The organism is Rasiella rasia (assembly GCF_011044175.1).
Lineage (GTDB): Bacteria > Bacteroidota > Bacteroidia > Flavobacteriales > Flavobacteriaceae > Marinirhabdus > Marinirhabdus rasia.
Map to the genome: position 1 here is coordinate 3,128,358 of NZ_CP049057.1, position 14,451 is coordinate 3,142,808.

The window sequence follows — 14,451 nt, forward strand, 5'->3', positions numbered from 1 at the left end:
CTAAATAACCAATCGATGTTCAAAAGACTGCATAATGCTTTTTTCTCTTATCTAAAGAATGGCACAAGACGTCTCAATACAATTGGGAAAGGAGTTGCAGTTGCAAAGAATGTTTCCGTCTCAGGTTCTTACCTCGCAACGGGTGTTACAGTTGGAGCCAACTCTAAGCTTTTTGATGCTATTCTAAGAAAAGGAACTGAGGTTGGTGCCAACAATACCATAAAAAAATCTGAACTTACGGGGAAGGTTACTACACAGGAGCATTGTAAATTAAATGAATGTCATCTGTATGGCAAGATTTCTATAGGTAGGTACACTTCATTATGGGGTCCAAATCTGGATATTAAAACAGGGAAAGAAAAAGTTACTATTGGTAGTTTCTGTTCTATTGCGCGCAATGTATATATGCAAACCTTTAATCACAATACGTCGCGATTAACATCATACTATATTGGCAAGAATGTCTTTGGAGAGAAGTGGGAAAATGAGCGTACCACCAAGGGCGATATTACTATAAAAAATGACGTATGGATAGGAGCTCATGCTATTGTTTTAGGAGGTGTTACTATTGGCAATGGTGCGGTGATAGCTGCAAATACCGTAGTAACTAAAGATGTACCACCTTTTGCAATCTACGCCGGGGTGCCTGGAAAAGTTATTGGATATCGTTTTGAGCCCGAGGTAATTGCTAAAATTGAAAAATTAGCTTGGTGGGATTGGTCTATCGAAAAGATAAAAGAAAACAAAGAGCTGTTTAAAGACAATGTCAAGAATGCAGATTTTTTCAGTTAATTGAATTGGATGAGTACAGCTAAACCTTATGTATCTATAATTATCCCAACTCTAAACAGGGCGCACCTAATTGGCGAAACTTTAGATAGCATACGCGCGCAAACGTATACCCATTGGGAGTGCATAGTTGTAGACGACGGCAGTACCGACGAGACAAAAAGTGTTGTGATGTCGTATTGCGATACTGATGCAAGATTTAAATATGTAGAACGCCCGTCTAACAGACCCAAAGGGGGTAATGCTGCTAGAAATTACGGCTTTGAAATTAGTAAAGGTGATTTTATTCAATGGTTTGATAGTGATGACTTAATGGTTGCTTCTAAATTAGAGCTCAAGGTAAACTCGTTTAAGGAGCATAGCGTAGATTTTGTTGTAAGTAAAACGAAGTATTTTAACAAGGAAAATATCAGCTTTAAAAATTATGAATTCAAAAAGAAGGATGTAACATTCTTGAACTACGCAATAGGCACTGTAAATTGGTTTACACCAGATTTAATATTGAAACGGTCTGTAGCTTCGCAAATTTCTTACAATGAATTGCTACGAGCAGGACAAGAGTATAACTTGAACTGTAAGCTTCTTTTAAAAACTACAAACATGTTTTATTTAGAAGAGTTTTTAACACTTCGTAGAGCACATGATGATTCTATTGGACAGACGAGACGGAAACAGCAAAGTTCCTATCTGAAAACAAAATTTGAACAACACTGGTTGACGTATTGTGATGTACATGAGAGCGCCGCAAGTGATGCATTTGATAGGTATTCTTTACTAAAATGTGTTATATGTTACTATAAAAGTAAAAACACTATCGCATTACCTCAAAGATTTAAACAACAAATAAGTAGAGTTTTTAAATCGAAATCAATTTACTTTACATTAGGACAATTTAGCAATCGATTTTTTAAAAAATATTACTTTTTTTATAATCAATTAAAAAAATAATTCTGAATATCTTATTCCATGCTGGAACGCTGCCGTATGACGGACAACCTGTTGGAGGTGCAGAAACATCATTGCGTCTAATTGCCGAACATCTTGCAGCCCGCGGTCATATCGTGTATTTTGTTGGAAAAATTTTAAAGCATTCTTTTACCTCTAGCAAGATTGAGATAATTAATGGAGTTAACGTTGTTTATCTGTCAAAATATTATAATCCGTTGAAGGTTCATTATTTAAACCGATTGGCAAATCTTAAACACGGAAAAACCATTAGAGGGATTCTTTCAGACAAAAAAATAGACATTGTTTATACATATTACAATTTAAGTTTGTGTAAACGGTACCTCAAATTAAAGAAGTCGCCAGAGTATAATTTTAAACTCGTTGTTCGTATTGCGGGTATGCGGTGGTTTGAACAGATTAAAGTGAATGCATCCTTAAAAGAAGTATACCATCATCTTTTCGAGACGGCCGATAGTTTAAATTTTATTTCCCACGGACTTTTTCAATTGTATACCGATGGATTGAAAGATCTAGAAATGACAATAAACAGTAAGCACCATTTCATCAAAGACATCGGAGTAGCTCTAGTTACAGATAAACCAATACGCGTTATTGACAGTACTTCGGAAACTTTAAATTGTGTAATGGTAAGTCGTTTTTCTAGATATCAAAAGCGTCAAGATTTGTTGGTTGAGGCGATTAGTTTACTAGCTAAAGAAATACCTATTCATCTTACGTTAATTGGAGAAGGACCTAACAAAGAAAAGATGATGAATCAGGTTAAAAATTTAGGCCTTTCAGAAAGAATCACATTTCTACCTTTCTTACATCAAGAGGTACTTTGGAGTACTGTGTTAAATCAGAATTTGCTCTGTCATGCATGCGAATATGAAGGGCTAAGCAAAATTATTATTGAGAGTATGGCTATGGGTATGCCGGTGCTAGCATCGGATGTACTACCTTTAAATTCGTATATTTCTAATGGTGACAATGGATTTTTGGTGGCTAACTCTGCCGAAGCATGGGCACAAAAACTAAAAATCTTATACAAGGAAAAAGCTCAATTTAAAAAGATTGGTACTGCTGCGAGCGTATATATTAAGGAAAATTATGACGCCAGTATAAATGTTCTTGACTATGAGAAGCAATTCGAAAAATTAATGAAACAATAGCCAGTAAAGTTCCTAATTAAGTGAAAATAGCCATCGTTTTAACGGTAAAAAATGAAGAACGCATCTTGCGCCAAAATGTACAATACCATAAAGCGATAGGTGCAGAACATATTTTTGTTTATTTCGATAATACCACAGACCAAGGCAAAGCATCTATTGCAGATTTATCTTATGTAACTATACAAGATTCAGTTGCCGTACAACCGTTTATAAATAACAAAGACCTAGAAAAATTTACCACTAAAGCAGCAGAACACCACACGGCTCGCCAGTGTTTAAATACATTCCACGCACTTAAAACGTCTGAGAAATTAGGATACGACTGGCTTATTTCTATAGATGCAGACGAGCTAATTTGTACTTCGGCACAAGCGCCGTCTAATTTGGCGGCATTTTTTAACAAGATTCCAAAAGAGACCGACCTTGTGTCTTTTAAGACACGAGAATCACTTTCTCGGCGAGCGACTTATAGCAATGTCTTTGCAGAAGAAACGCTATTTAAAACACAACCCTTTTTTGGTCATCGATTTAAGAATATTTATAAAAATATATACAATCCTTTTACGAAAACCAACGAGCGCTATTCGTATTGGTTTGGACAACATTTAGGTAAGGCCGCTATTAGAACGAATAGAAATGTAATACCTAAAAACGTGCATCGTTACCAGAAGAGTACGGGCAAAATGCTTCATAAAACGGAAAAGGGTTTGGTGTTGCACTACCATGCCTATGATGCAGACGATTTTATCAAAAAATTCACGAATTTTTCAAACAGACCCAACACATTTTTAAGTGGTAACAAAGTGAATAGTTTAAAATTGTTACTTAGAGATGTTGTAAATAATCCAGAACTCAACTCAGAAGCCTTAAAAGAATATTACAAAAAGTATCTGCTCTTTAGTCCAAAAGAAATTCGTAAACTTAAACAAAACAGGTACTTGGGTGTTTTAAGACGAAACCCAGCTCCCTTGCAAGAAATTACCTCGGTGCAAAAAGTGTTTCAGACTAAAATAAAACCATCGTGAAAAAGCGTCTACAAATAGTCATCTTCGATGGTAGCTTTAAAACTACTAGCTTTATTAAGAGGCTAGTTACGGGTTTATTAGAAAACCACAACGTATCAATCATCGGATTCGCAGAAAATGAGCCCTCTCCTTTAAAAAATGTAACCTATCGTGCTTTAGGAAGTGCCGATAAACCATTGCGATTATTTACCCTTAGCATACAATTTGCGCTTAAGGCACTTTTAAGTCTAGGAAAACCAGCACTATTTTTTAAATCGTTACAATTATTGGCATCAGGAAAAAGGAAACAATTACAGCAACACAATTTTGACATTGCGGTTGCCCAAATTCAACCAGATATTTTTCATCTACAATGGCCGTCTTTACTTCCATGGTGTGAATCACTATTGCTAAACCCACGCACCAAGGTGGTGTTAAGTCAACGCGGATACCAAAACAACGTACGCCCTTTTGTAACACCAGAAAACCTTTCATATTTAAAAAATATGTACCCAAAACTAGATGGGTTTCACTCTGTTTCTAAGTCAATGTCGGCTACAGGCGATTCGGTTTTTACTGCTACCCATAAGATAGATGATGTGGTGTATTCTGGATTTAATTTCTCTAATCTGCAATTTCAAGAAGACTACGATACATCAACTAAACTGCAACTACTCTCTATAGGCAGGCCACATTGGGTGAAGGGATATATCTATGCACTTCAAGCCTGTCAAATACTTAAAACAAAGGGTATTTTGTTTCACTACACCATTGTTGGCGCAAAAGGAAATGAAGAATTGGTCTATCGTATTCACGAGTATGGCTTAGAAAGATACGTTACTCTTGCCGATAAAATACCGCAAGAAGAGGTCTATCGCTTAATGAGGCAACAAGATGTGCTCCTATTTCCTTCTATTGCTGAAGGTCTTCCTAACGTAGTGGTAGAAGCAATGGCAATAGGGCTACCAGTAATAGCAACAGCCTGTGGCGGAGTAGAGGAGCTGCTCGATGAAACTACAGGTGTTATAATACCCACTCGTGATGCAAAACAACTGGCTGCCGCTGTAATTTCTTTTACCAAAACTTCTATGACAACCATCAATCACCGCAGGCTAAATGCTAGAAAGCATGTAGAACTACAGCACAGCGAACAACAGATGGTAATGGGCATGGAAGCTTTGTATTACAAATGCCTCGAATCTTAACACGAATCGCTATTTTTGGAAGACCAACACCCCACCAAATTGAAAAAAATAAAGACAGCAATTATACCCACCCGAGCAACCTTTGCAAAGGTGCGCGCTCCTCACGAGCTTCATAAAGAGGCAATTTGCGTATTTGCTGCAACAGGTTTTTTTCTAAATACCGATACGTACTTTAAAGACCAAATGGTGTTGCCACCCGGATCGCTATGTTCTATAGATGAGGACGGTTTTTTTTTGGAAAGCACCCCTTGGTTTCAATGGCATAATTCACCACGCGCCATTTCTTTTGAAGCTGCTGTAGAAGAATTTAGCCAACTGTTCGAGACTATTGTTGCAGAGCAAATAGGAGAGCAGAAAGTGATTCTTCCGTTATCAGGAGGGTTAGACAGCCGCACACAAGCGGTTGCAATGCATCATTTACAACGGGAAGTACAGTCTTATAGTTACGATTTTAAAGGTGGATATGCAGAAACAAGCATTGGTAAGAAAATAGCAAAGGCTTGTGATTTTAATTTTAACGAATACCATGTGGGCGCTGGCTATTTATGGGAGGTGATTGAAGAACTTGCCGAGATAAACCAGTGTTATAGCGAGTTTACACATCCAAGACAGATGGCTATTTTTAATGAGTATGCTGGCATGGGCGATGTATTTTCTTTAGGGCACTGGGGCGATGTTTTGTTTGATGGATCTGGAAACACAAAAATTTCCGAAGAAGAACAACTACAATATCTGTTGAAAAAAATTATCAAAAAGGGTGGCATGGAACTCGCCAATACGCTTTGGCTAGCGTGGGAATTACCAGGATCCTTTAGTCACTACCTATCAGATAGAGTGCAACGTCTATTAGCAGCGATTCCTATAAAACACACAGGCGCAAAGATTAGAGCTTTTAAGTCATTATACTGGGCACCGCGATGGACCGCCACAAACTTGGCTGTTTTTGAAGAAAAAAAACCTATCACTTTACCTTATTTCGACAATCGTATGTGTGAGTTTATTTGTACCATCCCCGAAGAATATTTGGCAGACCGAAAACTTCAGATTGCCTATATTAAGCAGCGCAATGCACAGCTAGCGAAGATTACTTGGGAAGAGAATAAACCTTTTAATCTTTATACATTTCCGAAGAATAGGAGTCCGTACAACATACCCTACCGTATCCTAAACAAGGTTAAACGTGAGACAAGAGCACTTTTTGGCAATCCATATATTCAGCGCAACTGGGAACTACAATTCTTAGGAGCGAGCAATGACGAAAAACTCAAAGAATACTTATTTAACGAGCATTTAGAAAGTTTAGTTTCACAAGAAACCATTCGTTCATTCTATAAAAAATTTACAACTCAGGATGCGGTTTATTATTCGCACCCTGTAAGTATGTTACTCACGCTTTCTTTAAAAATGAAACAATTAGCTCGTGAATCGTAAACTAAACATACTTTATACCATCCCAAACTTTAAAACGGCGGGTAGCCAATTTGTGCTGTTGGAGCTGTATAAACGTATTGATAGAGACCAATTTCAGCCGTTTGTGTTGGTTGAAAAGTTTCCAGACATTTTTCCAGAAGAGATTCGTCACGAAGAGCGTTTGCATTGCTCAGAAGCAGTTGGCGAGCGCAGTTATATCACTAAACTTTCAAAATTATTAAAAGAAAAAAATATAGATATTTTACATTCTTGGGATTATAAATCGAATAGCATAGAAGCCTTTGCTTGCAAGAAGGCTGGTATAAAATATATCTACACCAAGAAGAATAATGCATGGTCTAAACGCTGGTTTGCAAAAAGTTTTCTTTCTACGCATGTGGTGTACAACAATCCGGAGATGAAGAACCGTTTCTTTTCTAGTGCTTTTCTGAAAAATAAGGTATCTTTTATACCACATGGGGTAGATACTTCGGTCTTTAAACCTTTAACGCATGACAGACCTAGTACTATCTTTACTGTTGGTTGTATTGGGGTGATAGGTGATAATAAAAATCAATTACTGGTTTTACAAGCACTTCGGAAACTTCCTAACAACATTCATGTTAGTTTCTACGGAAAGGAGGATGAACGTTATAAAACTAAACTTACTACAATTATAAAATCCGAAGGATTAGGAGATCGCGTTTCGTTTCACGGCTTTGTAGCAAATCATGACATTCCCGAGGTAATGAAAACATTTGACGTTTTGGTGCTGGCAAGCAAGAATGAGGGATTGCCACTTTCTATAATGGAAGGGATGGCATGTGGTGTAGCTGTACTATCGTCTAACTCGGGAGGAGGCGCTCGCTTTTTACTGAAAGATAACCAAGGCGGTTTCATTTTTGAAAATGAAGAGGAACTAGTGGCACAACTTCTTCGGCTACTAAAAAACCAAGAATTAAGAACCAACCTTGCAACAAAAGGCCGTCAACGCATTGTAGATAATTTCAGCATAGAAAAAGAAGTAGACGCCTATAAAAAACTATACCTTAGCCTTGTAAAATGAATAGGTTTAACAAACATATTATTATTGTAGGTTCTGCCAGGAGTGGTACAAGTTGGTTGGCAGAAACCATAGCCAAGCAGCATCGCTACCGCAGTTTGTTTGAGCCAGAGCATGAGTTTCAAACTAAGAATGGCTATTTGTTGTGCGATAAATTTATAGAAACTTCAGATGCGTTTAAAGAGGGTACTGCGTACTTAAAAAATGTGTTTTTAAATAGGGTAGATAGCGATTGGATAGCGCAAAATAGCAATCGTAAGTATAAGCGACATCTATGGCCATTTATTCCTAAGAAATTTGTGATCAAATTTGTACGCTGCAATTTGTTGGCACCTTATATTCAAACACGCTTTAATATTCCTGTACTTCATATCATTCGCAATCCGTACGAAGTGTTACAGTCGCAACAACGGGTACAATTTCCTTGGTTGTATAACCTACATCATTTTACAGCGCAACAAAATTTAGTAACATTACTAAAAGACACTTACAATTTTGATATAACAAATGTAGCCTCGCTTTCAGATTTGGAGAAACTCACGGTTCGGTGGTGTGTAGAAAATGTTGTGCCAATAACCATTCAAAAAGCCGAAAATAAGAATTATAGATTGGTTCGGTATGAAGAATTACGTAATGATATACATGTATTTCTACAACTTTGCAAAGAATTTAATTTAGAACCCCTTGCAACTATAGAAAAAGAGTATACCAAGCCATCTAGTAAAACACACCCTAAAAGTGATGTGTTACAAAAAGCACCCACCAAAACAACCTTTTTAGAAGCTGAGCTTCAACAAATCAATTCTATTTTAGATATTTTTGAGGTAGATTTTTATCCCAGAAAATACACATAATGTATGCGTATAGGTATAGTACTTTCTCAGACACCTGGCTATTCAGAAACCTTTTTCACTTCAAAAATTAAGGGGTTACAGGCTGCTGGGTTTTCGGTAGTACTTTATACACAAAATAAAGCAGCAGATTTTGCGCTATGCCAAGTGAAGACAGCACCTAAAGTGCGTAGATTCTTGCCAATTCAGTTATTGGTAATGGCTGGTACGTTTATATCGTTAATTCCAAAATTGGCTGTTGTGCTACGTTTTATTAAGGCTGAAAAGCGGCAGGGATCTAGTATGGGAGCTATTTATAAGAAAATATTTTTAAACGCCCACTTATTGAAGGCAAAGTTAGATTGGCTTCATTTTGGTTTTGCCACCATTGCATTAGGAAGCGAACAGGTTGCCGAAGCCATTGGAGCAAAAATGGCGGTTAGTTTTAGAGGGTTTGATATAAATGTGTATCCGTTAAAGCATCCAGGCTGTTACAATCTACTTTGGACCAAAGTAAATAGGGTACATAGTATCTCAAAATATTTACATACAAAGGCAATTTCTTTTGGTCTGTCGTCAAAAACGCCTTTTGAAATTATTACCCCAGCAGTAGATCTAGAGGCATTACCCAAATCGGTAGCGCTTACAAATAAAACAATGCAAATCCTAACCATAGCAAGACTCACTTGGATTAAAGGCATAGAAACTGCTATCACTGCCATGAGACTATTGAAGGAAAGAGGTGTTCGGTTTCAGTATCATATTGTGGGTGATGGAAGTACAAAAGATACAGAGCGTTACACATTTCAAGTGTATGAACATGGGTTAACTGACTGTGTTTTTTTTCACGGAAAGTTGACACATCAAGAAACGTTACAGCATTTAAACAAGGCAGATATCTATGTGCAACCAAGCCTAAATGAAGGGTTTTGTAACGCAGTATTAGAGGCTCAGGCTATGGGGAAATTGACAATCGCCAGTCATGTGGGTGGGTTACCAGAGAATATTGTAGACCAAAAAACGGGCTGGCTGTTTCCGAGTGAAAATGCAGAAGCATTAGCAACCAAAATACAAGAGGTGATAGCATTTCCAAAAACTGAAATCGCTAACATATCAGCCGCCGCAAGAAAGCGTATACAAGATGATTTTAGCGTTAAACAACAGCAAGAAAAATTTGTGTCATTTTATAAAAACAATAGGTAGTGCTATTTAACTCTGTAGACTTTGCGCTTTTTCTCCCTATAGTTTTTATGCTATATTGGTTTGTATGTAGAAAGAAAATTAGGGCACAGAACTGGCTGTTGTTATTAAGCAGTTATTTCTTTTATGGGTTTTGGGATTGGCGCTTTCTTTTTTTAATCTTATTTAGTACGCTTGTAGACTTTAGCGTTGCAAGGCGCTTGTTAAAGGAAGCGAACGCGCGCAAGCGTAAATTATTAGTGTCAGTTAGTATATTAGTGAATCTAGGTCTGCTAGGGTTCTTTAAATATTACAATTTCTTTTTAGACACCTTTGTCGATTCTTTTTCGTTCTTTGGAACATCAATTTCGATAGATAGGCTCGACATTATTTTACCCGTTGGAATTTCTTTTTACACGTTTCAGACGTTAAGTTACACTATAGATGTGTATAGGAAGAAAATTACATCCCCCAGTAGCTTTCTTAACTTTGCAGCTTATGTGAGTTTCTTTCCGCAGTTAGTAGCAGGACCCATAGAAAGAGCGACAAAATTGTTGCCTCAATTCTCAAAAGAACGAATATTTAGAGCGTCTTATGCTCTTTCGGGTCTCGATTTAATGATATGGGGGTTATTCAAAAAGGTTGTGATTGCAGATAACTGTGCGTTTTTTGTAAATCAGATTTTTGACAATCCGGGTGCATATTCTAGTGCAGAACTCGCCACGGGTGCCGTACTCTTTGGGTTTCAAATTTATGGTGACTTTTCAGGATATAGTGATATAGCAATTGGTACTGCGCGCTTGTTTGGATTCGATTTAATGCTCAATTTTAAGTTTCCTTATTTTTCTAGAGATATTGCAGAATTCTGGAGACGCTGGCATATTTCATTGTCTACGTGGTTTCGTGATTACTTATATATTCCCTTAGGTGGTTCTAGAGGTACCTTAGGCTTTCAGATAAGAAATGTCTTTATTGTATTTGTTGTAAGTGGTTTTTGGCATGGTGCTAGTTGGAATTTTATTATTTGGGGTGCCATTCACGCTATATTGTTTTTACCTCTTTTGATAGCCAAAAAGAATAGGAGCAATCTAAATTTTAACCGATTTAGTATTAAATCGGTTTTCAATATCGTAGGGACTTTTATGTTAGTGAATATTGCGTGGATATTTTTTAGGGCAGATACCCTTCAAATAGCATACAACTATATTAAGACGATGCTAACAGATGGTTCTTTATCAATGGGTGTTTTTACTAGTTCGTCAAAAAGTCTATTGTTTTTTGCTATCATATTAATTTCGGTACTTACGTTGCTGTTGTTTGAATATTTCAGCATTAAAAAGAAACGAGATTTAGTGCTATTTAACAGAGTAAGTGCAATCGTAATAGTACTAATGATTGTGTTTTTTGGAGCCTTTAAAAATGCTTCAGAATTTATTTATTTTCAGTTTTAGGTATGAAAAAGTTTTTAAAAAGAATCCTACTTATTTTCCTTATAGTTTTTCTATTAGGAAACCTCCTTGGATACCTTAGCCTAAAAATTCATTCGGAAGGGAATTTCTACAAACCCTCGTTCGCAGTGAATGCTCATAAACCAGCAAACTACGATTATGTAGTGGTAGGTGCGAGTACTGGTCTTACTACAATAAACACTGGGCTTATAGATAGTCTAGCTCATACGAAGGGATTAAATCTCTCTATGGACGACACCAATATTTCCAGTCATTATTTAATGCTGCAACACTTTTTAGCCCAAGGAAATACTGTATCCAAATGTATTCTGGCACCAGCAGTGGGTAGTTATAATGATGCAAACAAAGAAAGTAGTACCAACGATTATCGTTTTGCTATGTTTGCTGAAAGCTCCTATGTTACTACTTATTTTAATACGATAGAAGAAAAAAGCTTGAATTCTAGACTAATTGCCTCGGCAAGTTATATGCCTATGGCAGTGGAGTCTTACTATAATGCCGAATTATTTTTTACTTCATTGTATGTGCTAACAGATTTTAAAAAGCGTAATAGATTTGACCAAAACGGAAACTATACTTATCCGCCAAAACGTAACGTACAGCGTTTTCAGAAAAAGCCATTTGAATTAAAATTTAGTAATCCGTATCTCAAAAAGCTAGAGGCCTTGTGTTTAGAGCATAACATAGAATTACTTTATTTTGTCTCTCCTATTGCTAATAAGCATGTGACAATGGAACCTCATAGTCATCTTCTTGATTATAGCAATTTCATTAAAGACCCAATTTATTTTTATGATGCGATTCATGTAAATTCTGAAGGGAGAAAGCTGGTGTCTCAACAATTAGCAGATACGCTTTTTTCAAATAACAGTGTAAAGAACTAGTTGAAGTTATACAACAGAAAAATTCTATACGGGTAACGTATGGCAATAATAGAATGGTAGCACACTTTTTCAGTCTTTACTAAATAACCATGCGTCGCTTTGCAAAGAAATACTAACTTTGGAAGGATATAAAAATCCATTAATACACAAGAAGAAACGCATTTATGCTTTTTAATTCATTCGATTTTGCGATTTTCCTTCCTATTGTATTCATACTCTATTGGTTTGTTTGCAAAAGAAGTATAAAGGCGCAGAATGTATTACTTGTAATTGCCAGCTATGTTTTTTATGGTTGGTGGGATTGGCGCTTTTTGTTTCTAATTTTATTTAGCACACTTGTAGATTATTCGATTGGGTTAGCGTTGGCAAAAGAGTCTAGACAGCGCAAACGGAAAATGCTACTTGCCATAAGTGTATTCGTAAATATTGGTTTACTAGGTTTCTTTAAATACTACAATTTCTTTCTAGATAATTTTGTCCAAGCGTTCTCCTTTTTTGGTACCAACTTTGAAGTTTCTCGATTAGATATTATTCTTCCTGTAGGTATTTCGTTCTATACGTTTCAGACATTAAGCTACACCATAGATGTCTATAGAAATAAGCTAGAACCCACTAAAGATCTTGTTGCTTTTACTGCATTTGTGTCATTCTTTCCACAGTTAGTGGCTGGCCCTATTGAACGGGCAACCAATTTGCTTCCTCAGTTTTTTAAGAAACGTAAATTTAATAGTGACCAAGCAATCATTGGCTTTAAGCAGATTATTTGGGGGTTGTTCAAAAAAATAGTTATTGCAGATAATTGTGCGCAGTATGTAAACGAAATTTTTGGTAATTATGACGAAGTTGGTTCCCTTACATTAATCTTGGGTGCCGTATATTTTGCCTTTCAGATTTATGGCGATTTTTCTGGCTATAGTGATATTGCCATTGGTACAGCACGCTTGTTTAATTTTAGGTTGATGACCAATTTTAGATACCCTTATTTTTCTCGTGATATAGCTGAGTTTTGGCGTAGGTGGCATATTTCACTTTCTACTTGGTTTCGCGATTATGTGTACATCCCTTTAGGTGGCAGTAGGGGAAGTCAACTCTTTCAAGTTAGAAATGTGTTTATCATTTTTTTAGTGAGTGGTTTTTGGCATGGCGCGAATTGGACCTTCATAGTTTGGGGTGCTATTAACGCCTTATTTTTTATTCCATTATTATTAACTAAAAGAAACAGAAATAATACCGATACGGTTGCTGAGGGCAGGTTTTTGCCGAATTTAAAAGAGTTTCTGACCATGTTAGGTACCTTTGGTATTGTAACCTTAGGTTGGATTTATTTTAGAGCAGAAAGCGTTACAGTGGCTAATGACTATATTGCGCATATTCTAGCGTTTGATTTTAAGATGGGTATGCTAAACATAGAACGATATCCATTTGAGCTTCTTCCCTTATTGGCAATTTTGTTGTATTATGAGTGGTTTTCTAGAGATTTAGAGTTTCCACTATATTCACCAACATATTCGTTGCCAAGAGTTCTTGTGGTGGTAGTGTTAATTGCGACATTTGGTAGTTTTTCAACAATTCAAGATTTTATATATTTTCAATTCTGATGAAAAAATTTGGGGCCTATATACTAATTCTAGTAACTGCTACGGTAGTTATATTCTATTTATTAGATGCAGGGTATACCTATGTATATAATAATGGAGCCTACCGAAGCAAAGCTATGTGGGTTAGAGACATGAAAGACTTACCAAAATTAGATTATATAGTGTTGGGCTCATCTAGGGCAAATTACTTTATAAATCCTACGGTGATTGAAGCGCAAACTGGAAAGATGGGATTAAACTTAGGTGTAAATGCATCTACAGGTATTGAAATATTCTTGATGCTAGACGAATTTTTGAAGATTCGAGATGTTGATACCGTTTTTATACAAGTAGATTCTAAGTACATACAAATGAATCCGGATTTAGTAGGAGAACAGGCTTGGATTCCCTTTATATATGAACCGGTAAAGTATGAACTCTTTAAAGATCACGGTGATGAATATATATGGTGTAGGTACATGCCTTTTTATAGGTATCAGAGATCTGAGGCAAGACTAGGGTACAGAAATGTTATTCCTAGTTTACTAGGAAAGGGCGTTTCTTATAAAGAAAACTCAGGTTATTTTCCAAAGAGTGGCGTGATAAAAAAAGAACGACCCTATAGAGCAGATAAACCAATCACCCAAGAGAATCCTTATTTTAAAATGATGATAGAATTGTGTGAAGAAAAGAACGTTCCGGTAATCTTTTTTACTGCTCCTATTTACGGTTTTAAAGGCGATTTAAAACCGCTACAAAAATACCTTCCCAACTATTATGATTTAAAGGAAAGTATTACAGATAGAAATTTGTTTAGTGATCAAACACATCTAAATACACAAGGGGCTACGGTATTTAGTCGAAAATTTGCCACCTTGTTTTTTAATAATGCTAAAGAAGAAAGTTCTAGTAATCCATAGT

At 36.4% G+C, this 14,451-nt stretch carries 13 protein-coding genes; all 13 read left to right on the top strand.

The window, feature by feature from the left end; genetic code table 11:
* Positions 1–15 precede the first annotated feature (15 nt).
* On the top strand, positions 16–792 hold the full coding sequence (locus tag G5B37_RS15265) for a xenobiotic acyltransferase family protein (protein WP_318527356.1): 777 nt from the start codon (positions 16–18) through the stop codon (positions 790–792).
* A gap of 9 nt (positions 793–801) precedes the next feature.
* Positions 802–1,737 carry a glycosyltransferase family 2 protein gene (locus tag G5B37_RS13940; RefSeq protein ID WP_164680631.1) on the top strand — a complete coding sequence of 312 codons (936 nt, stop codon included), beginning with the start codon at positions 802–804 and terminating at the stop codon, positions 1,735–1,737.
* 239 nt (positions 1,738–1,976) lie between these two features.
* Complete coding sequence (locus tag G5B37_RS13945) at positions 1,977–2,909, top strand: glycosyltransferase (protein ID WP_404814782.1); 933 nt, start codon at positions 1,977–1,979, stop codon at positions 2,907–2,909.
* 20 nt (positions 2,910–2,929) lie between these two features.
* Positions 2,930–3,934 (top strand): glycosyltransferase family 2 protein, encoded by a 1,005-nt coding sequence (locus G5B37_RS13950; protein WP_164680633.1) that lies wholly within the window; start codon positions 2,930–2,932, stop codon positions 3,932–3,934.
* Positions 3,931–5,118: a glycosyltransferase family 4 protein gene (locus G5B37_RS13955; protein ID WP_164680634.1), complete on the top strand. Its 1,188-nt coding sequence runs from the start codon at positions 3,931–3,933 to the stop codon at positions 5,116–5,118. Before G5B37_RS13950 ends, G5B37_RS13955 begins: the two co-directional genes overlap by 4 nt.
* Before the next feature lie 39 nt (positions 5,119–5,157).
* Positions 5,158–6,549, top strand: a complete 1,392-nt coding sequence (locus tag G5B37_RS13960; protein WP_164680635.1) for an asparagine synthase-related protein — start codon at positions 5,158–5,160, stop codon at positions 6,547–6,549.
* Positions 6,539–7,594, top strand: coding sequence for a glycosyltransferase family 4 protein (locus tag G5B37_RS13965; protein WP_164680636.1), 1,056 nt, complete (start codon positions 6,539–6,541; stop codon positions 7,592–7,594). Before G5B37_RS13960 ends, G5B37_RS13965 begins: the two co-directional genes overlap by 11 nt.
* Positions 7,591–8,445 carry a sulfotransferase domain-containing protein gene (locus G5B37_RS13970; RefSeq protein WP_164680637.1) on the top strand — a complete coding sequence of 285 codons (855 nt, stop codon included), beginning with the start codon at positions 7,591–7,593 and terminating at the stop codon, positions 8,443–8,445. The genes G5B37_RS13965 and G5B37_RS13970 overlap by 4 nt, the downstream gene beginning before the upstream one ends.
* Before the next feature lie 3 nt (positions 8,446–8,448).
* Entirely contained in the window at positions 8,449–9,624 is a 1,176-nt protein-coding gene (locus G5B37_RS13975) for a glycosyltransferase family 4 protein (RefSeq protein ID WP_164680638.1), read from the top strand.
* Between the two features lie 236 nt (positions 9,625–9,860).
* Positions 9,861–11,051 carry an MBOAT family O-acyltransferase gene (locus G5B37_RS13980; RefSeq protein ID WP_404814783.1) on the top strand — a complete coding sequence of 397 codons (1,191 nt, stop codon included), beginning with the start codon at positions 9,861–9,863 and terminating at the stop codon, positions 11,049–11,051.
* A gap of 2 nt (positions 11,052–11,053) precedes the next feature.
* Entirely contained in the window at positions 11,054–11,953 is a 900-nt protein-coding gene (locus tag G5B37_RS13985; protein WP_164680640.1) for a hypothetical protein, read from the top strand.
* A gap of 164 nt (positions 11,954–12,117) precedes the next feature.
* On the top strand, positions 12,118–13,551 hold the full coding sequence (locus G5B37_RS13990; protein ID WP_164680641.1) for an MBOAT family O-acyltransferase: 1,434 nt from the start codon (positions 12,118–12,120) through the stop codon (positions 13,549–13,551).
* Positions 13,551–14,450: a hypothetical protein gene (locus tag G5B37_RS13995; protein WP_164680642.1), complete on the top strand. Its 900-nt coding sequence runs from the start codon at positions 13,551–13,553 to the stop codon at positions 14,448–14,450. The genes G5B37_RS13990 and G5B37_RS13995 overlap by 1 nt, the downstream gene beginning before the upstream one ends.
* Position 14,451 lies beyond the last annotated feature (1 nt).

Coding starts and splice junctions, on each gene's coding strand:
- G5B37_RS15265 (WP_318527356.1), top strand. CDS start 16: ATGTTCAAAAGACTGCATAATGCTTTTTTCTCTTATCTAAAGAATGGC.
- G5B37_RS13940 (WP_164680631.1), top strand. CDS start 802: ATGAGTACAGCTAAACCTTATGTATCTATAATTATCCCAACTCTAAAC.
- G5B37_RS13970 (WP_164680637.1), top strand. CDS start 7,591: ATGAATAGGTTTAACAAACATATTATTATTGTAGGTTCTGCCAGGAGT.
- G5B37_RS13975 (WP_164680638.1), top strand. CDS start 8,449: ATGCGTATAGGTATAGTACTTTCTCAGACACCTGGCTATTCAGAAACC.
- G5B37_RS13985 (WP_164680640.1), top strand. CDS start 11,054: ATGAAAAAGTTTTTAAAAAGAATCCTACTTATTTTCCTTATAGTTTTT.
- G5B37_RS13990 (WP_164680641.1), top strand. CDS start 12,118: ATGCTTTTTAATTCATTCGATTTTGCGATTTTCCTTCCTATTGTATTC.
- G5B37_RS13995 (WP_164680642.1), top strand. CDS start 13,551: ATGAAAAAATTTGGGGCCTATATACTAATTCTAGTAACTGCTACGGTA.